Genomic DNA, 19,111 nt, shown 5'->3' on the forward strand with positions numbered 1-19,111 from the left:
ACATAACTTGGTCTCAAACTTAGAACTGAGTGCGGACCGTCACACCGTAAGTGCGCGGCTCCAAGACGAAGCTTGACCGGGCGTTGATCGCGCCCACTCCGCGAAGCACGTTGTTAAACGTAACGCCGCGTGTCACCACATCGGTCGCGTTGAGAACGAATGCCTCAATCGCCCACGCATCATCAGCAGCGCTAATACCTGCGCGCAGGTTCACTTTCACATTGGCGTCTTGAATGTCGCCAACGATCAAGGGCGCTGCTGCAGCCGCGGCCCGTATTTCAGCCTCGCTTGCACCGGCTGCCACTGTCGGCGGCACAATCGCCTGTGTCGAAGTGCGCTCATCCGAAACCATCCGGCCTTGTGCCGAGAAGAAGAAGTCGATGTTATCGGTCAGCTCATTCTCGTACAAAACGCCGGCAATCGCGGTGAGATTGGCCGCATTGGTCAGATCATTCCCGCACAGCGAGATAACCGTCACATTGACCAGATCGCCATTGCAATCGTCCGGATAGCGCGAATCGAGGATTGTCGTCGCAAGATTGAAAGTCCAGTTTTCGTTTGGACGAATGGTGCTTTCAATCTCAAGGCCGGTTGAAATCGCCTGAGGCACATTGAACGATTGGAACGCTGCGCCGGTGAATTCGAGAACCTGGAAGTTCGTGAATTCCTGATGGAAAGCCGCGACATTCAAAGTCACCGCATCATCCAGGAACCGCGACTTGAACCCAATTTCATAGGCGTCAACTTCTTCAGATTCGAAAGTCGGATCCGCGCCGAACACACCAGCAGTCGTATCAAGGTTGATCCCGCCCGATTTATAACCGTGCGTGAAGCTGGCATATACATTGGCAGCAGGGCTGAATTCATAGCCCAGCTTGACCGTATAGATCAGCTCCTCATCGTTGAAAGTGTCCTGGAATGTTTGCGGCAAAGGCAGAACAGCCGATGCCGGAGTGTCTGCCGGAGCTGTGAAGCCAAAACAGCCCGTCAGAATGCCCAGCGTGTTCAGCGGGCCAAGATCAAACGCGCCGCCAGTCAGCCCTGCAACAAAGGCCGGGCACACCGCATTGGTGTTTTCGAGCTGCTCAAACCCGCCGGATTTGCTTTCATCCGACCAGCGCGCGCCGAGAGTGAATTCAAGCCCGTCTGCGATCTCAAAACTGTTATGCGTAAAGATTGACCAGCTCTCTGCGCTTTGCGTGAACCGGTTGAGGCTGCTGGAACCTGCTGGATCAAGACCGCCCGTCAGCGCTGAAAGCGGGTTGGCGCCAAGCGTTCCCAATGTCGCGCCGCCAGACAGACCGGCGAACAAGAAACCTGTCAGCTCGCCAAAATCTTCACCCAGTGTGAAGCGGTTGTTTGCCTCAATCTGCTCGTCCGAATAATAACCGCCGATCATATAGTTCAATCGGCCGCCCAAAGCTTCGCCCTGAAAACGCAGTTCCGCCGTGAATGTCTCGATCTGGGTGTCCAAAGTGACGTTCAGAATGTCGATAGCAGAAAACGAGGAATCGTAATCTTCAACAGCGCTGTATTCGCGGTATGAACCGATGAAGATAATATCAGCGCTGTCGCCAATGGGATGCTCAAGCTCTGCGACGACCCCGTAATTTTCGACATCTGCAACAGGGATCCTGTTCAGCGCGACAGTGCGGTCCTGCGCAGCGTTCTTGAACCCTCTTTGATCAAAAGGCGATGTGGCGAAATTCGCCGTTGGTTGGCCGCCAGTGGCGGGAAGTCCCACTGCTGCAAAGAAGGGACTGAGCGGGGTTTCAAAAACCTGTACCGCTGCACCAGCGCTGGACTGGTTGTTCGAATAATCAGCAATGATCCGGCCTCTGAACCCTGAATCGGTTTCCCAACCAAGCTGACCGCGCAGCAAATAGCGATCAATATCGTTGGTATCGCCGATCTCATTGCCTGCCGCATCAACAACCGTCAGCGAGCCGTCTCTTTGGCGATAAGCCCCGGTGACCCGCAAAGCGAGGGTGTCTTGAACGATCGGCACGTTCACCGCGCCTTGAACACCGATTTCATCAAACCGGCCATAGGTTGCGTTTGCAAATCCGCCAAACTCGCCCAAATCGGGCCGTTTGTTGGTGATGTTGAGCGCGCCAGCTGAGGTGTTGCGGCCAAAAAGCGTGCCTTGCGGACCGCGCAGCACTTCGACCCGTTCGATATCCACAAACTCGCCAAGAGCAACGCCGGGACGCGATTGGTAAGCGCCATCGACGAAAATACCGACGGCTGATTCAAAGCCGATATTGTTGGAAGTGGTGCCGACACCGCGAATACGCAGCACAACCGATCCAGCCGCAGTCTGAGCAGTGGTGCTCGAAAAGCTGGGAGCCACGGCTGTAACATCGCGAATTTCATTGATGCCTTGCCGCTCCAACTGAGCGGGTCCAACGGCGGTCACAGCCAGCGGAATATCCTGAACATCCTGAGCGCGCCGCGTTGCCGTCACGATAATGACATTGTCATCCGCTTCGGGGGCTTCGGCTCCATCTGTGTCTTGTGCAAAAGCAGGCGCTGTAAAAGTAGTGCAAGCCAGGAGGCCAGCAGCATAGGCTGCAACCTTACGTGTCATATTTTTCTCCCTATCGAGAGCGGCCTTGGTTGGCGCGCTTCGTGATGGGCGAAGACTATCAGCGGTTTTGCCTCCCACAAGAGCGGTTGGGCGCTTTTGCGCGATTGTAGCAAAAATACAACATGTTACGCTGCAGTGCAGCAAAGCTATAAGCGCGCGGCCTGAAGGCTAAGTTTGTTGCGCGCGGCGCACCCAATTTAACATCAATATCCCACTCTTACGCCCAGCCAAAGCGTTCTGGGCACACCCAGATCAATCGCTCCGCCCGCATTGCGCGTGATGATATCTTCATCGAACAGGTTCTCCCCGCGGACAACCACGCTGATCGTTTTCGTCACCGGGGCCTGTGCAAACAGGTCAAGCGTCGTTGCAGGAGCCAGACGGTCGGTTTCCTGATCGTCTTCAAATTGCGCTGATACATGCCGCAAAGTGCCTGCAATGCGCCAACCTGCCGCTGGCTGCCACGCCAATGTCGCAGAGGCTGCGAGCTCAGGCGTTTGCGGCGGGCGATTGCCATCCAAAGCTGCCGCCGCGCCCTCGCCTGCGATCTGTGCATCAGTATAGGTCAGCGAGGCATCCACGCTAACTGTGCCGAATTCTGCGGCAATCGCGCCTTCTATCCCTTGCGCGTCAATAGCGGGAAGGTTGCGCCGCTGGCGCAGATTGGGCGCGATGGTGACATTGGCAATCGCGTTTTCAACCCGGCCGTCAAACGCAGTAAGCGACACGCGTACATTGCGGCTCGCTCGCCAATCAGCGCCCAGTTCGAACCCTTCAAGCCGCTCGTTTTCAAGCGCGGCATTGGCCTGGGTCACCACAGGGAACACGACAAAGGGGCGGTACAGTTCATTCAAAGTCGGCAGGCGCAGCCCGGTATAGGCAGAGCCGCGCAATTCCAGTGTGCGCGAGGCGTAAAACAATGCGCCCGCACGCCAGCTGACGGCCCAATCAGACCGGCCTTGCGCAAGCGTTTCGCTCACCACGGTGCCGCCCGCATCGACCGCGCGGAAAAAGCCATCGGCAATGCTGGTGCGATCCGCGCGCAATCCGCCTGTTATAAGCAGCGGGCCGATTTGCCAGTCATCCTCGATGAACAGGCCCAAATTGGTGTTCGTCCCGCCCGCACGCCGCCGTTCGCGCAAAGCGCCTGTGAACGCGCTGAACGCCTCTTCCTGCAATTCACCATCTGCGCGGCGATAATCGAGGCCAAGGCGTAAAGTGTGCGCTTCGTCGATGGGCGGGCGCACTTCCAGCTTACCGCCCAGCCCGGTGGAAGGCGTATTGCGTTGATCGAGCACGCGAGTGAACCGCGAGGAGCTGATCACGACATTCGAAAAATTGCGCGCCTGCACATAAGCCAGCGCGTCATACTCCCACGCGCCGCGCCCGATCACGCGCACACTTGCATCCTGCCCTTGATGCGAGGAATTGGCTCCACCAAAACGCAGCGTGCGATTGTCATCAAATACGCTGAAGCGGGCTTGCAATTCAGTGTTGGAGGAAAGCGGTGCGACAGCGCGCAATCCGACCTGCCAATTGTCAAACGCCGCACGCGCGCTGGCGGGGACGCGCTGATCGTCTGGCGCGGTGAAAAATCCGCGCCCCCGGTCCCACCGTCCGCTGACAACAGCAAATCCGCTGCCCAAATTTTGGGCAATGCTGGCAGACGCTTCTGTCTCTGCCCGATTGTTAATCAGCACGCTGCCAGAAACAGGGCCAAGCGTGGCCGGGCCAGCGCTTTCCAGCTCAATCGTGCCCGCCAATGCGCCAGCACCGAATGGCCCCGCCCCGCCCCCGCGCGTCACGCGAATTTGCGCAAGGCTTTCCGGCGCAATCGCGCTTAACGGAATAAACCCGAAAAACGGATCGGCCACAGGCACCCCATCGAGCAGCACCAAAGCGCGGCTGGTCGCGTTGCCGCCAAGGGCGCGCAATGTAACACCTTGGGCAGAAGGATTGGCCGAGCGGCTGTCTGACCGGCGAAATTGCTGGAAACCTGCAACATTGCGCAGTGTGTCCTCGATCCGGCCTGACCCGGTCGCGATAATCGCCTCGCGCTCAATCGTGGTAACGGCATAGGCACCGATGGATGGCGCGGGGTCTAACCCTTCGCCCAGCACAACGATTTCGCCGTCCCATACATTGTCTTCATCAGGTTCGGGCGAGCCATCCTGCGCCATGGCAGGTGCGCACAGCCCCATCAGTGATGCGGAAAGGAATAGTGACGGAGCGAAACGCGTAAGATGCAACATGGCGCGCCGCCTAGGGCACGCCGCTGCCAAAGTCAGTTGCAAAATGCCATCAAGACTCGCTTTTATCCAAGGTGTGTGGTTACATCCGCATCAAGGCAATAAGCCAATGAGGAAGAGAATCCGATGCCCCAAGCAGCTTTCAACCAGGACAAGCCCGATCTCGACGTGCTGATCGTCGGCGCAGGGATTTCGGGCATCGGCATGGCCGCGCATATGAAAATGAAAGCGCCCGGCCACAGTTTTGGCATTGTTGAACGCCGCGAAAAGCTGGGCGGCACGTGGGATTTGTTCCGCTATCCCGGCATTCGCTCTGACAGCGACATGCACACATTGGGGTTTGATTTTGAACCCTGGCGGCATGAAAAAAGCATCGCAGATGCACCTGCCATTCTCGATTACCTCAACCACATTGTCGATGAACGCGGCATTCGTGAGCACATCCGGTTTGGCCAAAAAGTCATCAGCGCCGATTTCCATCACGAAGACGCGCGCTGGTATGTCGAGATTGAACAAGGCGACGGCTCACGCAGTCAGATCACCGCCAATTTCGTCTATCTCGGCGCTGGCTATTACGATTACGATGAGCCCCATGATGCAGGCTTTGACCTGTCCGCATTCGAAGGCGAAGTGTGGCACCCGCAATTCTGGCCGAGCGATCCTGACTATGCCGGCAAACGGATTGTGGTGATCGGATCAGGCGCAACCGCGGTGACGATCGTTCCATCAATGGCGGATCAGGCAGAGCATATCACCATGCTCCAACGCACGCCGACATGGATGGTATCGCGCCCTGCAAAGGATTGGTTTGCCAATTCGCTGCGCAAAGTGATGCCCGAAGGATTGGCCTATAAGATCACCCGCGCGCGCAATATCTGGATGCAGGATTTCACGTATAAAATTGCGCGCAACAAACCGGAAAAGGTCATCAAGAACCTGACCAAGGGCCTCGAAAAGGCCATGGGCAAGGATTACGACAAGCAGGCCTTTACCCCGCCCTATAATCCGTGGGAGCAGCGCCTTTGTCTGGTGCCGGATGCCGACATGTTCGAAGCGATCAATTCAGGCAAAGCAAGCATCGCCACTGGCCATATCGAAGCGTTCGAAAAAGACGGCATCCGCCTGAAATCGGGCGAATTTATCAAGGCGGACGTGATTGTGACGGCAACGGGGCTGAAACTCGCGGTCGCTGGCAAGATCGCTTTCAGCGTGGACGGCAAACCTGTCGATTTTGCCGAGCACTATTATTACAAAGGCTGCATGTTCTCCAACCTGCCCAACCTTGCGGTGGTGTTCGGATATCTCAATGCCAGCTGGACTTTGCGCGCGGATATCAATGCCGATTATATCTGCCGTGTGCTCAATACGATGCGCGAGAGGGGCAGTGATCTGGCCACGCCTGTGATGACCCCGGAGACAGAAGCAAGCCTTCAAGAAGAGGACATTTATGAAATCTTCTCCAGCGGCTATCTCCAGCGGGCCAAATCGATCAATCCCAAAAGCAGCACCAGCTTTCCTTGGTGGCTGAATCAGGAATATGTGCTGGATCGCAAGCAGATGCGTGATGATCCGGTTGATGATGGGCTGCTCGTATTTGGAAGCTCGGCCAATGCAGCTGGCGGCGCAAATGCGCAATTGGAAGCGGCGGAGTAACCGCGCAGGTTTACGCCAAGGGGCTGCACTTAAGGGCTGGCCCGCCGCGCCTGTTTCGCCTAATCCTGCGCGCATGAATTCTCCCACTAAGATTTGGACCGCTGGCCTCATCGTGATTGGCGATGAGATCCTGTCTGGCCGCACACACGACAAGAACATCGCGCAGGTCGCAAGCTGGCTTCAGGTGCAGGGCATCCGCCTCGCCGAAGTCCGCGTGGTCCCTGATATAGAAGACCGGATCGTGGAAGCGGTGGACGCTCTTCGCGCGGCCAATGATTACCTGTTCACCACTGGCGGCATTGGCCCCACCCATGATGACATCACTGTCGATGCCGTCGCCAAAGCGCTCGGCGTGCCGGTTGTCATCCACGATGACGCGCGCGCGCTGCTTGAACGATATTACGCCGATAAGGGCGGCCTTAACGAAGGGCGTTTGCGCATGGCGCGCGTGCCCGAAGGCGCTGATCTTATTCCCAATCGCATGTCAGGTGCGCCCGGCATCCGGCGCGGCAATGTCATTTTAATGGCGGGCGTTCCGCATATTGCCGCAGGCATGCTGGATGCGCTTACGGGTCAGCTGGAAGGCGGCGCGCCGCTGCTTACCGAAACCATTGGCAGCTGGGTCGCGGAAAGCGAGATCGCCGGCCTGCTGCGCGAAGTGGAACAGGCGCATGATGACTGCCAGATCGGCTCTTATCCCTTCTTTCGCGAAGGCCGTGTCGGAGCCAATTTCGTCATTCGCTCCACCGATGCCGATATCCTGAAAAGCGCAGCCGACAGCCTGTCAGACGGCCTTGCCACCCATGGGTACGATTTTACCCCCGGCGGTATCTGAGCGCGCTCAGTTCTTTCCCGATAGCTCTTTCGCGCGCGCACGGCGGCGGTTTTCGCTGCGTTTGCGAAAGCGTTCGACCAGAGCTTTTCGGGTGGAGCCAGGTTCATGATCGGCAAGCCACAGCCGAACTCGCATCCAGACAATCGGAAACGCAATCACTCCCAACACCGCGCCAGCAGCTATGCCGAAATCACGGTCATATGATGCAATCAAGGCAAAGGCGACCAGCACAACACCAAGCACCAGCCATTTCGGGGCAATCATATCATCTCCATCAAGTGAAGCTTCGCTCAAGGGATTTGCGCGAAAGCGTAATGAGACAGCAGACATGATGTTTTCCATTTCCAATTCAAGCGGCTAATCGCCCTCATGCATGCTGTGCATCGGGGCTTACCTGCTGTTCGTCGGAATGTCGGGCGTGGTTACAGCCGCTTTCGTTTGGTCGGCTTTTTTGCGCAGCGCCGGTTGGATCAACCGCAGCGGCGAAAGGCGAAACCAGAGCCATCGCTGAACTTCACGATCAGCCTGTCCCTCGTCAGGCTTTCAACCGTCAGCATCCTTGCCTTGGGATTGCGTACGGGCCTTGTGCTGCCTGCATCGCCCAAAGTGTAAGTCTCTCGCACCACTACCGCGATGCGGTTACCCACCAGCCGCCAGTCGCCGTTTTCTTCATAAGAGGCGTAGTCACCGCCCGGCTTTAGCGCGAGGACGAAATCGGTGGCGCATTTGTCGCCCGCTTCTGCCCAGATGCCCGTGAGGTTTTCCGCTGTCACAGGCAGCGCGCTTGCAGACCCTTCCGCGCCGCTTCCTCCTCCCTCACCTTCGGCAAGCGGGCGGCTGACCAGCTCTTTGCCATTCCAGCTCCATTCCCAGCGGCACACATGCGCAAATTTGCACGATCCGCCCTGCGTCGCGGTGCGCAATTTGCCATCAACAACGCTTGGCGCGATTTCGGAGTGATTGAGAACCGCCTTGGGCCAGCCTCTTTTGCCAGCAGCCCCGTGCCGGTAATGCGAGGAAAGATAGATATCGATGCTGCAATTGTGCATCCCGCAATGGCCAGCGCCAAGGGTCATCAGTGCGCTCGATGATCGGCATGTTACTTGCCGCCAATCAAACAGCATATCAACGCGCCCATCTCCATCGAGATCAGCGCGCGTGATCGCTGTGGGCGATAGGGAAACAGCCGCGCCGCATGCCTTTCGCGCTTTGGCCTCAAGCTGGGATAGTGTGATTGGCGCGGCTTTGGCGGCGTTTTGTGCCATGGCAGAGTTGGGAACAAGGCTGGCTGAAAAGCACATGCCCAGTGTCACCGCAATTGCTGCCCAAAACCGCATTACCTCTCTCCCCTGACTGCCCGCGGCGAAATGTGCACCCGTGCGACTTACCCGCGCATGAATAGCCAGCAGGCCAAAGCAAAAAGGGCCGGAAGCCTAAACGCCTCCGGCCCCATAATGTATTCGGTCCTTCAGGAACGCCAAGGGAGCAGATGGCCCCGCTGGCGCTTGAAGCGCAAAAGCTTACGCGCCTTCGACCTCTGCCATATCGATTTTAAGGCCGGGGCCCATGGTCGATGTGAGCGAGATTTTCTTCACATACTTGCCTTTCGCGCCCGAAGGCTTGGCTTTCACAATCGCCTGGGTCAGCGCTTCGAAGTTTGCTTTCAAAGCCGCATCGTCAAACGACAGCTTGCCGATGCCGGAATGGATGATGCCCATTTTCTCAACGCGAAACTCGACCTGACCGCCTTTGGCGTCTTTCACGGCTTGTTCGACATTGGGAGTGACTGTGCCAAGCTTGGGGTTCGGCATCAGGCCTTTGGGGCCAAGCACTTTACCAAGACGGCCCACAACGCCCATCATATCAGGAGTTGCGATCACGCGGTCATAATCAAGATTGCCCGCCTGCATGTCTTCCATCAGGTCTTCTGCGCCAACCTTGTCAGCACCCGCGGCAGCGGCTTTCTCTGCGTTGTCGCCTTTGGCGAACACGGCGACTTTCACGTCTTTACCCGTGCCCGATGGCAGCGAGATCATGCCGCGCACCATTTGGTCTGCATGGCGAGGGTCCACACCAAGGTTCATCGACAATTCGACGGTTTCGTCAAATTTCGCCTTGTGCGTCCGCAGCGTCTTGATCGCTTCGTCAACGGTGTAGAGCTTGTCATTGTCGAGCTCTGCGAGAGTCTTTTGCTTTTTGGTCATTTTCATCGGATCAGCCTCCCACCACTTCGAGGCCCATCGAACGGCATGACCCTTCGATGATTTTCATGGCCGCATCGATATCGTTCGCGTTGAGATCTTTCATCTTCGCTTCGGCGATTTCCTTGACCTGGCTCTGCTTGATTGAGCCTGCCACGACTTTACCCGGCTCTGACGAACCTGATTTCAGCTTCGCCGCTTTCTTGATCATATAGCTGGCGGGCGGGCTTTTATAGGTGAACGTGAACGAACGGTCCGCATAGACGGTGATCGTTGTCGGGATGGGGGCGTTCTTTTCAAGATCCTGCGTGGCAGCGTTGAACGCTTTGCAGAATTCCATGATGTTAACGCCGCGCTGACCCAGTGCCGGGCCGATGGGCGGCGATGGGTTTGCCGTGCCAGCGGGCACTTGCAGCTTGATATAGCCTTCGATTTTCTTGGCCACTATGGGCCTCCTTTCGCACTGTTCCCTGAAGCATTGCCGCGGCAGGGTCATGTTAAGCGGTTCAGCGGCAAGCCTGCTGGCCTGCCTCCCGCACGGGTTTCCCCGCTGCAACAGCGAGGAGCGGCGCACATAGCGTGTTTGCGCGCAGGTGCAAGGGGAATGTGCCGTGCAAGCACGGGGGTGCATCCTAAGCAGTGTCCCGTGGAAGGGCCTCCCTTCAATCTGCGCGAAACCCTGCAAGGGCCGCGCGAAACGCGATTTTACACCGCTGCGCCCGCGATCCTTACCGAGCGTTTACCTTGTTTCCCTTATAGCGCAGCAAACCGAGCCTTAAGGGTGCGCTGATTGATGATGACCAACCCTTGCCTTTCCCGCTTGCGCGCTTTTGCGGCTGCGTGGCTGCGTGCGTGGGGTATTGCTGTGTGCGCCGCCCTGGCGATGTTGCTCATCGCCGCGCCGCTTCGCGCAGAAACGCCGGGCAAAGATGGCGATGTGACCATTGCTGGCACTCAGATCGTCAATGAATATGCCAGTCTTTCCGGCACCGCATCAGCAGGTGCGCCGTCGATCAATGTGGCGGGACTGGCCGCCAATCTGCCTTCGCTTGAAGCGGGTGATCTTATCATGCTGTATCAGGCGCAAGGGGCCAGCATCAATGCCGCCGATACGGCCGCTTATGGCGCGGTAACCTCGCTGGGATCGGCGGGACGGTATGAATTTCACACGGTCAAATCGGTCGCGGGCAACACGATAATCCTGCACGATTATGGCGGGGCGTGTACGGGCCTTGAATACTCTTACAGCGCCGCAGGCAAAGCGCAGGTGATCCGCGTGCCGCAATACCGCAATCTCACCGTATCAGGCAGCGTCGTCCCGCGCCCATGGGACGGCACAACGGGCGGAGTTGTCGCGATGACCGTTGCTGACACTTTGACCGTTACAGGCTCAATCGACGCCTCTGCGCGCGGATTTCGCGGCGGCGGAATTGACAACCTGACCACGCCCACAGGCTCCAGCTTTATGGGCTATCGCAGCAACATCGCCAATAACGGCGCGGAAAAAGGCGAAGGGATCGCTGGATACCGCAACGAGCTTCCTGGCGGAAACTTCTACGGGCGCGGAGCCCCTGCCAATGGCGGCGGCGGCGGCAACAGCCACAATGCAGGCGGCGGTGGCGGCTCAAATGGAGACAATGGCAATGGCTGGGCCGGCCAGGGTGTGCCCGACAATTCCGATCCCAGTTGGGCGCAGGCATGGAACATTGATGGCACGCTGACAGCGAGCACTTCGGATGCAGGCGGCGGGCGCGGCGGTTACACCTATGCGCGCGATGGAAATGCGCTGACGACTCCTCCGGGTGATCCGTCATGGGGCAATGATTTCCGCCGCGAATTGGGCGGGCTTGGCGGGCGCCCGATGACCTATGACCCCACAGGCAGGCTGTTTTTTGGCGGCGGCGGCGGCGCTGGCGATGGCAATAACAATGCAGCCGGCGCAGGCGGCAATGGCGGCGGGTTGATCTTTATATCCGCAGGCACTGTGACAGGCGGCGGCACTATCCGTTCCGATGGCAGCGATGGCGAAGACACCAGTCCGCGCCACAATGATGGCCCCGGAGGCGGCGGCGCGGGCGGCACCATTGTCGTGCAATCGGGCAGCGGCGTCAGCGCATCTTTGCTCGCAGACGGGGGCGATGGCGGCAATCAGCTTATCACCAACAACGAAAACGAAGGGCCGGGCGGCGGCGGCGGCGGCGGTGTGATCGCCGCCAGCGGCGGGGTTAGCGTGACATTTGCACGCGGCGGGACAAATGGCGTGACTTCGGCCTCGTCCATGACTGAATTCCCGCCCAATGGCGCAACGCAAGGCGCGCTTGGCCAGCCCTCCGCATCTGCGCCCAGCTTGGCTGCCACGCCGTTTTGCCGCGCGCCCGATGCCCCTGTCACCGTATCCAAAATCAGCGCATCAACCGCGACCAGCGGCGATGATGTGTTCCGCATCCCCGGAGCCGATCAGACCTACACAATCGGTTTTGCCAATCCGGGCGCGGCGATTGATGCCAATTCGATCATCATCACCGATGTTCTGCCCACCGATGTCGAATTGTGGACCGGCGCGTTCAGCGGGACGGAGCCTTTGCCGATTGAGTTTATCGATGGAACAGGCGCTGCGGCAACGGGGCTATCTTGCTGCTCAGCGGCGCAGATCGAATATTCCGAATTTGCCTCCGGCTTGAACAATTTCGGCTATGTGCCCAATGGCGCCTATGATCCTGCCGTTTTGCGAGTGCGGATCAGACCTTCTGGCGGCGTTGCCGAAGGGTATGACGACACCAAAACCTTCGAGATTCTGCTGCGCGCGCGGATCAAGTGATCCGCTGCAATTCATGAGCGGGCGTCTTCATCCCCTTTGTTCGGCTGGTGAGATGAAACTTGCCGCACAGCTCGCAGGTATAGGCGCGCAGTTTGAACGGCGCTTTGCCCGCCGCCAGCTCAGCCGCCTCGCGCGTGGCGAAACGTTTTTTGCGATTGCAGATGCCGGGCCGGGTTTTCATCAGGGACGGGTTTTCACTCGGCCCGCATCCCCGCTTACTTGACCAGTTCGACCTGCTCAAAATCAAGCTCAACCGGGGTGGCCCGGCCAAAGATCGACACGCTGACTTTGACTTTCGCTTTGTCGAAATCGAGCTCTTCTACCACGCCGTTGAAGCTGGCAAATGGACCGTCCAAGACTTTGACCTGATCGCCGATTTCGTAATCGACCGTGATGTCCTGCTTGGGCGCGGCTTTCGCTTCTTCGACGCCGCCAAAATAGCGCGCGGCTTCTTTTTCGCTGATCGGTTGCGGCTTGTTGTTATTGCCCAGAAATCCTGTGACTTTGGGCGTGTTTTTCACAAGGTGATAGACATCGTCGTTCATCCGCAATTTCGCCAGCACATAGCCGGGCATAAATTTGCGTTCGACCTGAACTTTCTTGCCGCGCTTAATTTCGGTGACGGTTTCCACCGGCACTTCAACCTCTTCAACGCCTTCGGACAGGCCAAGCCGCTCCGCTTCGGAAAGAATGGCTTCCTTCACTTTGTTTTCGAAGCCCGAATAAGCGTGGATGATATACCAGCGAGCCATGTTAAGTCCTTGAAATACGTTTTGATATTGTGTGTTTGATGAGGTTGCCGGGATCTGCCGATCAGGCCAGCGTCAAAAGCGTTTTGACAACAAAGTTGAACAGGCTGTCGACGCCCAGAAAGAACAGCGACAAGATCACCATCAGAATGAACACGAAAATCGCGGTGCGCACTGTCTCTTCGCGCGTGGGCCACACGACTTTGCGCGTTTCAGAGCGCACTTCGTTGACGAATTGCGGAACGCTCGTCTTGGTTTTCTTCTCTTCGGCCATGGGCGCCGCCTTTGTCCTGTCAGTCTGTCGTGCTCACCGGCAGCAAAGCCTGTTTGCTGCCAACACCACCAAAGTCTTCGAGGTAGGGTCCATCGCCGCCGGGGACAAGATCGCCGGGTGGCTTTAAACGCTACCAATGTCGGAATTAAGCGCCGTAATATGGCGCGCAGTGCCGGAAAGCAAGATGTGTTTTGCGGGCGTTGGCGTTTGAGTTCGCTGATGCGCGTTCTTGTTTGGGGGGCGCTTCGGTTCACGGGCCGGGGCGTTCTTGTTTGTGTTCGCTATCGCTCACGCCGGACCACCCCGAGTTTTTGTTGGGTGCGCCCTTGGCATCCGCCAAGGGCTTGCCGGGCCGCCCCACCTCCCCGCCCGTCCACCAAGGGTTCCATTAGGATATGGTGGACGGGCGGGGAGGTGGGGCGGCCCGGTCGTGAGCGATAGCGAACACTAAACAAAAAACTCCCGGCCCTGAGCGATAGCGAATACAAACAGGAACGCGCGCTAGCGAACACAAGCAAGAACACCGACCCAACAAAAATGTAACACCGCCCTTCCCGTCACGCGCTGCGCAGATTGAGGGCTGGTCAAGCGCCGCGACCCGCTTTAGCGTGCACCGCTTTCAAACATACCGCGCCTTAGACGCGGCTGGGTAAGCATTTTTCAGGGGACTTCACACAATGGCAGCCAATCCAGCGGAGGCGATGAGCCTGATTGACCGCGTGACCAATGTCTCGGACTTTATCTGGGGCGGCACGTGGAACGGGGAAGCTCTGCCATGGCTATCAATTGGCGGCCAACCGATCCCGCCTATGGTCCTGATCCTTTTGGGCATTGGCCTTTACATGATGGCTGGCCTCAAATTCTATCCGCTGCGCCAATTGGGCAGCGCCTTTGCCGGCCTGTTCAAAAGCCGCAAGGGCGATGGCGACGGGGAAATCTCTCCTTTTGCCGCGCTTTCCACCGCGCTTTCGGGGCAAGTGGGCACAGGCAATCTTGCAGGGGTTGCCACGGCCATCGCGCTGGGCGGTCCGGGTGCGATTTTCTGGATGTGGATCACCGCGCTGATCGGCATGGCGCTGGCTTTTGCCGAAGGGTCGCTTGCGATCCGGTATCGCGAACGAACCTCCGATGGCACTTATCGCGGCGGCCCGATGAGCTACATCATGCTAGGCCTTGGCCCCAAATGGACATGGCTTGCCATCCTGTTTTGCATCGGCACTTTGTTTTCCGCATTGGTAACCGGCAATTCGATCCAGGCCAATGCAGTCGCCGATGGCCTGAACGAATTGTTCGGCATTGAAGAAGCCGTGGGCGGCGCAATCGTTGCTGTGGCAGTGTTCGTCGTGATTATCGGCGGGATCAAATCCATCGGACGCGTCGCAGAAAGCGTCATTCCGTTTATGGCTGCCGCCTATATCGTGATGGCGGTAACCGCGCTGCTGCTGAATATTCAGGACATTCCTGCAACATTCGGCCTGATCTTCCACGGCGCTTTTAACTTTCAATCGGCCACCGGCGGGTTCCTTGGTGCAGCGATCATGCTGGCCATCCGCGCAGGGGTGGCGCGCGGGCTGTTCTCTAACGAAAGCGGTCAGGGTTCCACCCCGATCGCTCACGCTGTGGCGCAGACCAATGACCCAGAACAGCAAGGCCGCATGGCGATGCTCGGATGTTTCATCGACACCATCGTCATCTGCACCATGACAGCGTTGGTGATCCTGACCGTTCAGGGCGATTTCACCGGCGGCGGCGAAGCGGTCGCGCATGCGTGGAATTCAGACCTTGAAGGGTTCGCGATGACCAGCGGCGCATTTGCCGCTGCGTTCCCGGTTGAGATCGCCAGCATTCCGCTGGGCACATTGATCGCATCTGTCGCGCTGATCGTGTTTGTGTTCACCACGCTGCTTACCTGGAGCTATTACGGCGAGCGGGCGATCACATTCATCTATGACCGGGTGCCCGGATCAACCCGCGGCGGTGAGAAAATCCTGCACATCATCTGGCGCGTGCTGTGGTGCGTGGTGATTTATCTGGGATCAACGCTCGATCTGACACTGGTTTGGCGCCTGGGCGATATCTCCAACGCGGCAATGGCGTTGCCGAACCTTGTCGCACTGGTCCTGCTGTCGGGCGTGGTGTTCAAGCTGGCGCAGGGCGACAAGAAAGCGGGCAGGGATTTCCGCGCTGACACTCCGGAGGAGCCGCTCGAATATTAACCCCGCTCAATTGAGCAGCAGACACAAAAAACGCCGGGGCCTTTCGCAGGCTCCGGCGTTTTTCGTCGGGGGGACTGTCAAATTTGGGTGGTGTTTAGACCCCGCCAAACCAGCGTTCGAGCAAGCTTGGCTCTTCCATCGGGCGCACCCGGCCATGCTTTAAGCGGCGGATGGTGGCATCGGTGTGCGGGCGCGGCTGATTCCAGCGGTCTGGCGCCGATGATCGGATCGTGGCCGATGTCATAGCGTTGATTCCTTTGCGTTTTAGCGTTTAATCACTTGCTAGGTATAAATCCGATGGCGGAATTTGGTTCCGAAAAAAGTGCCGCCAAAGCGTTTCCTGTCTGCGATCAGTTGCGGCGAAACAGGCGCTCAAAAAAGGTCGGCTGATACATGGATTGCACTTTGCCATAAGCGCGCAGGCGCAGCGCAGGATCAACCGGCGGGCGCGGGCTGTTCCAGGTGTGCGGGCGCGAAGAACGAATGGTTGCTTGTGTCATGTGCAATTCTCCATTGGCAAGATTGCCGGATCACCAAAGGCTGCCCTTCGGTTCGGCGATGATTATGCACGGGTGGTCTGGCGCAAAGCTGAGCGAGGTGGTTAGCCAGCGTTCAGGTTTGTTGCAGATTGCCTGAATGGAAAAGCGCCGCCCGCGCAAAACCGACGTGGCGGCGCAAGACAGCGCGTCAGGACGTCAATCGGCCCAGCAGATTGTAATGCAGGCGTTTGGCAACATCGCTCGCATCGCGATTGGCATCGGACACGGTGGTGTGCACGATCCCCCCGGCGCGCGGCGTTACGATATGGATATAGGTGCCAAAATCCGAAGGCGCTTTGCGCAAATAGTGCGTTTCGCCATTTTCTTCGAAGGGCTCATAGCTTGAATATTCATGCTCTGATTTTTGGCCCGGCACTGGTTTGAAAATGTTGAACGCAGCGGTCCGCCGGCCTGCAACGCCGTCCTCGATCATTTCCCACGCGCAGGTCGATGGACCGCGCGCGCCTGTCATGGCGCTGGCGGCAGGTCCTGCGCCAAAGGCCAGCTTGATATCGCTCTCACTCCACACCTCGCACGCTTTGAACGGCACCGCCAATTCGCGCCTTTGCGCGGTGATTTGCGGCATATCGCCCATGCGCCGCGCGATTTCATCAGCCGCAGGGCGCATAATCGCAGCATTGGTTTTGAAGCCTGTATAGCTCATAAAGACGAGCTTATCGTCTTGCTCAAAACTGTATGCAAAGGGCAGCGGATTGCCAAAAGCGGTATCATTCAGCACTGCCGCATTCGCGCCGGGGCCGCTTTGCGGTTCAAGCACGGGGTCGATATCCATATTATAGCGGCGCTGGGACACAGGCCGGGCATCGGCCAGATCTTCAATCGTCACCTCGATTGCAAATCCGGCATTGTAAGCCCAGCGGCATTTGGTGTTGGAGACCTCGCGCCTAGTAATCTCGTAACTGGTGCGCACACTGGCAATGATCGTTTCATCTTGGACAAAGGGGCATGGGCCGACCTCGCGCATTTCAGAATTGTCTCCGACGGCATCGGCAAACGCGATCGGCGTGTCTGTCAATTTTGGTTCGCCAGAGGATGACGCATTGGAAGCGTTGGCAGATTGGTCCGAACCGCAAGCAGCAAGGGCCATGATGAGAAGAAGGCTAAATCCTGCGCGCATATATTGTCTCTTTTTTGGTGTTTGAAAATTGGAACCGGCCGCCCATCAACAGGGAGGCATCAAATCGCCACGCACATTTCACTAGGAAGACTTTTGGTACCGCGTCGCCGGTAGAAATTTTCTCCGACGCCCGTCAGGTTTGACAGGTTCACGCTCAAAACCTTGGGATCGCGCAGGCAGATATACCCCGCGCCAAGCGAATGCAGTTTTGCGGTGAGCATCATGTTGCCATGCGCGTCTTTGCGAATTTTGCGTTTCATCGTGACATCGGCGCTGATGGTGGCAGTGCAGCCATTGGCAAAAACCGATGTGGCCCGGTGCATGACCAGCGTTTTGCGGCGATTGATCTTGTCCGAATAAGGCAGGCGTAGGTTGATCATGTCCGTGATCAGGCCCAGATTTGGCCGCACCACACCGTCAAAAACCGCACAATCCTGCTGATCCTTGCTCGTCATCCGCCATGTGATCATGTCGGAATTTGAACGGCAATCGGGATTGAGCGAAATGACCGACCCGCTTTCGATAGTACTCCCCTCTATTCGGAAACACATCCCTGCATTTTCGCGCGCATTGATAGTGCCAAAGGCCGTATCGCGCCGCCAGGTGCGCATTTCGGTGCCGCCTGCCCCGCAGCTCCACAAATGAATGCGATTGCCCCGCCCCCAGCCGCCGCTGGCCTTGTGCAGGCATTTGCTCGGAAAAGCTTCATTGGAAATCTCGCCAGTGCGCGCATTGTAATTCCATTGCTGCTGCGCCCGGCCGCCCGGATCGCAGTTTTCAATCCGCACCCGCGTGCCATTATTGCCATCGGGCACGCCAAGGCATTTCGACATATCGAACGCGCTGCGGATGTAATCCGCCTTGGCCTGATGCGCGGTGGCGGCAGGGATGGCCCCAATTGTGAAAAGAGCCATGCCAGCGATTGCTGCGGTTCTAAGGCTTTGGATCATCCGGTTACCCTTTCGAATGTGACGTCTGGTTTTGGCGCTTGGATTTGGCGCGCGCAGGCTGTGCGATGCTGATTATTGGACGGCAGGCCGCCGGACGGTGCTGGCGATACAGATGTCGGCGTTAAACGGCTGGAGGCGCGGGCCGCCTTTTTTGTAATCAATCCCGCCAATCATCGTTCGGCTGCTCGCGTGGGATGAAACGCTGGTGTCTGAAAGGCCGCTGATCTGAATATCGCCGTCCAGTTTTTCGAGGCGAAAGGTGTTGTCAGGCCCGCAGCGATTGGACGGCGGCGAGGCGAATTCAGGGATCCGCAAGCGCACGGTCACGCCGCCCGTGCTGCGCCGCCTGCACACGCGCTGCCCGGCGCAATCCAGTTCCTGCGCCCAGACATGCAGCGAAACCATCGCGCCTTTCCCATCGGGAAACCGCGCAGTGTATTCGGCATCATCGGGGTTGGCATAGACATGCACCCACAGCTGGGTTTCGTCGGTGGGGCGCCTGTCGCGGGCGGTAAAGACATGCTGGCCCGCCTTTACCGGGAAATTGCGCCTGCCGCCCACAAGGCCGCCTTTGTTGATCCCGTACAGTTCCGTGCCGCTGAAATTGTGACGGTGATATTGCCGCCCTTTGGCAAGGTCATGCGCGCTGAGTTCAATGTACATTGCGTGCAGTTCGCCCACGCCGTCCCTGTCGCCTGCTTCCAGCACTTCAAGCCGGTTGAGATTGCGCACTTCGATCCGGTAAATGTGCTCGCCCGAACCCAGAGTGTGATTGGAGCTTTTCTCCCCTGAAAAAGCGGGCAAAGGCGCAAAAGCAAGGCTGGCCGCCGCCGCTGCGAGTAGGCTGCGCGGTGCAAGATTGGGCTTTACGGCGATCATAAACGCCTCCTGTTGAATGC

The 19,111-nt window shown here is 58.0% G+C and carries 18 protein-coding genes; 4 read left to right on the plus strand and 14 right to left on the minus strand.

The window, feature by feature from the left end; all coding sequences use genetic code 11:
- Positions 1–19 precede the first annotated feature (19 nt).
- Both AC0V6L_RS03170 and AC0V6L_RS03175 read right to left on the minus strand, forming a co-directional pair.
- Positions 20–2,590 (minus strand): TonB-dependent receptor, encoded by a 2,571-nt coding sequence (locus AC0V6L_RS03170; protein WP_486152976.1) that lies wholly within the window; start codon positions 2,588–2,590, stop codon positions 20–22.
- A 203-nt stretch (positions 2,591–2,793) separates the two neighbouring features.
- Positions 2,794–4,842 (minus strand): TonB-dependent receptor, encoded by a 2,049-nt coding sequence (locus AC0V6L_RS03175; RefSeq protein ID WP_486152977.1) that lies wholly within the window; start codon positions 4,840–4,842, stop codon positions 2,794–2,796.
- Positions 4,843–4,965: 123 nt separating this feature from the next.
- Between AC0V6L_RS03175 and AC0V6L_RS03180 the strand changes: the two genes are divergently transcribed.
- Positions 4,966–6,492 (plus strand): flavin-containing monooxygenase, encoded by a 1,527-nt coding sequence (locus AC0V6L_RS03180; RefSeq protein ID WP_486152978.1) that lies wholly within the window; start codon positions 4,966–4,968, stop codon positions 6,490–6,492.
- Positions 6,493–6,565: 73 nt separating this feature from the next.
- Complete coding sequence (locus AC0V6L_RS03185) at positions 6,566–7,327, plus strand: competence/damage-inducible protein A (protein WP_486152979.1); 762 nt, start codon at positions 6,566–6,568, stop codon at positions 7,325–7,327.
- A 6-nt stretch (positions 7,328–7,333) separates the two neighbouring features.
- Here the strand turns inward: AC0V6L_RS03185 and AC0V6L_RS03190 are convergent, their stop codons facing one another.
- The 4 genes from AC0V6L_RS03190 to rplK form a co-directional block, all read right to left on the minus strand.
- A complete protein-coding gene (locus tag AC0V6L_RS03190) occupies positions 7,334–7,657 on the minus strand; it encodes a hypothetical protein (protein WP_486152980.1) in 324 nt (107 codons plus the stop codon).
- 140 nt (positions 7,658–7,797) lie between these two features.
- Complete coding sequence (locus tag AC0V6L_RS03195) at positions 7,798–8,664, minus strand: hypothetical protein (protein ID WP_486152981.1); 867 nt, start codon at positions 8,662–8,664, stop codon at positions 7,798–7,800.
- Positions 8,665–8,847: 183 nt separating this feature from the next.
- Positions 8,848–9,537, minus strand: coding sequence for a 50S ribosomal protein L1 (rplA, locus tag AC0V6L_RS03200; protein WP_486148143.1), 690 nt, complete (start codon positions 9,535–9,537; stop codon positions 8,848–8,850).
- Positions 9,538–9,541: 4 nt separating this feature from the next.
- On the minus strand, positions 9,542–9,973 hold the full coding sequence (rplK, locus tag AC0V6L_RS03205) for a 50S ribosomal protein L11 (protein WP_486148145.1): 432 nt from the start codon (positions 9,971–9,973) through the stop codon (positions 9,542–9,544).
- 348 nt (positions 9,974–10,321) lie between these two features.
- Here rplK and AC0V6L_RS03210 point away from each other — a divergent pair, with 348 nt between their 5' ends.
- On the plus strand, positions 10,322–12,346 hold the full coding sequence (locus AC0V6L_RS03210) for a hypothetical protein (protein ID WP_486152982.1): 2,025 nt from the start codon (positions 10,322–10,324) through the stop codon (positions 12,344–12,346).
- Here the strand turns inward: AC0V6L_RS03210 and AC0V6L_RS03215 are convergent.
- The 3 genes from AC0V6L_RS03215 to secE all read right to left on the minus strand — a co-directional run bounded on the left by AC0V6L_RS03215 (position 12,339) and on the right by secE (position 13,369).
- Positions 12,339–12,527: a hypothetical protein gene (locus AC0V6L_RS03215; RefSeq protein WP_486148149.1), complete on the minus strand. Its 189-nt coding sequence runs from the start codon at positions 12,525–12,527 to the stop codon at positions 12,339–12,341. The two genes, AC0V6L_RS03210 and AC0V6L_RS03215, sit on opposite strands and share 8 nt — an antisense overlap.
- A gap of 34 nt (positions 12,528–12,561) precedes the next feature.
- On the minus strand, positions 12,562–13,098 hold the full coding sequence (nusG, locus tag AC0V6L_RS03220; protein ID WP_486148151.1) for a transcription termination/antitermination protein NusG: 537 nt from the start codon (positions 13,096–13,098) through the stop codon (positions 12,562–12,564).
- A 61-nt stretch (positions 13,099–13,159) separates the two neighbouring features.
- The gene (gene secE, locus AC0V6L_RS03225) at positions 13,160–13,369 is read right to left on the minus strand and encodes a preprotein translocase subunit SecE (RefSeq protein WP_486148153.1); all 210 of its coding nucleotides are present in this window, start codon (positions 13,367–13,369) and stop codon (positions 13,160–13,162) included.
- Between the two features lie 677 nt (positions 13,370–14,046).
- On the opposite strand from secE, the gene AC0V6L_RS03230 reads away from it, so the two are divergent.
- Positions 14,047–15,585 carry an alanine/glycine:cation symporter family protein gene (locus tag AC0V6L_RS03230; protein ID WP_486152983.1) on the plus strand — a complete coding sequence of 513 codons (1,539 nt, stop codon included), beginning with the start codon at positions 14,047–14,049 and terminating at the stop codon, positions 15,583–15,585.
- Positions 15,586–15,679: 94 nt separating this feature from the next.
- Here the strand turns inward: AC0V6L_RS03230 and AC0V6L_RS03235 are convergent, their stop codons facing one another.
- The 5 genes from AC0V6L_RS03235 to AC0V6L_RS03255 all read right to left on the minus strand — a co-directional run bounded on the left by AC0V6L_RS03235 (position 15,680) and on the right by AC0V6L_RS03255 (position 19,091).
- The gene (locus AC0V6L_RS03235) at positions 15,680–15,829 is read right to left on the minus strand and encodes a hypothetical protein (RefSeq protein WP_486152984.1); all 150 of its coding nucleotides are present in this window, start codon (positions 15,827–15,829) and stop codon (positions 15,680–15,682) included.
- A 106-nt stretch (positions 15,830–15,935) separates the two neighbouring features.
- Complete coding sequence (locus tag AC0V6L_RS03240) at positions 15,936–16,085, minus strand: hypothetical protein (RefSeq protein WP_486152985.1); 150 nt, start codon at positions 16,083–16,085, stop codon at positions 15,936–15,938.
- Between the two features lie 187 nt (positions 16,086–16,272).
- The gene (locus AC0V6L_RS03245) at positions 16,273–17,262 is read right to left on the minus strand and encodes a hypothetical protein (RefSeq protein ID WP_486152986.1); all 990 of its coding nucleotides are present in this window, start codon (positions 17,260–17,262) and stop codon (positions 16,273–16,275) included.
- Positions 17,263–17,321: 59 nt separating this feature from the next.
- On the minus strand, positions 17,322–18,176 hold the full coding sequence (locus tag AC0V6L_RS03250) for a ricin-type beta-trefoil lectin domain protein (RefSeq protein WP_486152987.1): 855 nt from the start codon (positions 18,174–18,176) through the stop codon (positions 17,322–17,324).
- Positions 18,177–18,284: 108 nt separating this feature from the next.
- On the minus strand, positions 18,285–19,091 hold the full coding sequence (locus AC0V6L_RS03255) for a hypothetical protein (protein ID WP_486152988.1): 807 nt from the start codon (positions 19,089–19,091) through the stop codon (positions 18,285–18,287).
- Positions 19,092–19,111: the final 20 nt, after the last annotated feature.

It is taken from the genome of Erythrobacter sp. JB1-15 (assembly GCF_057365035.1).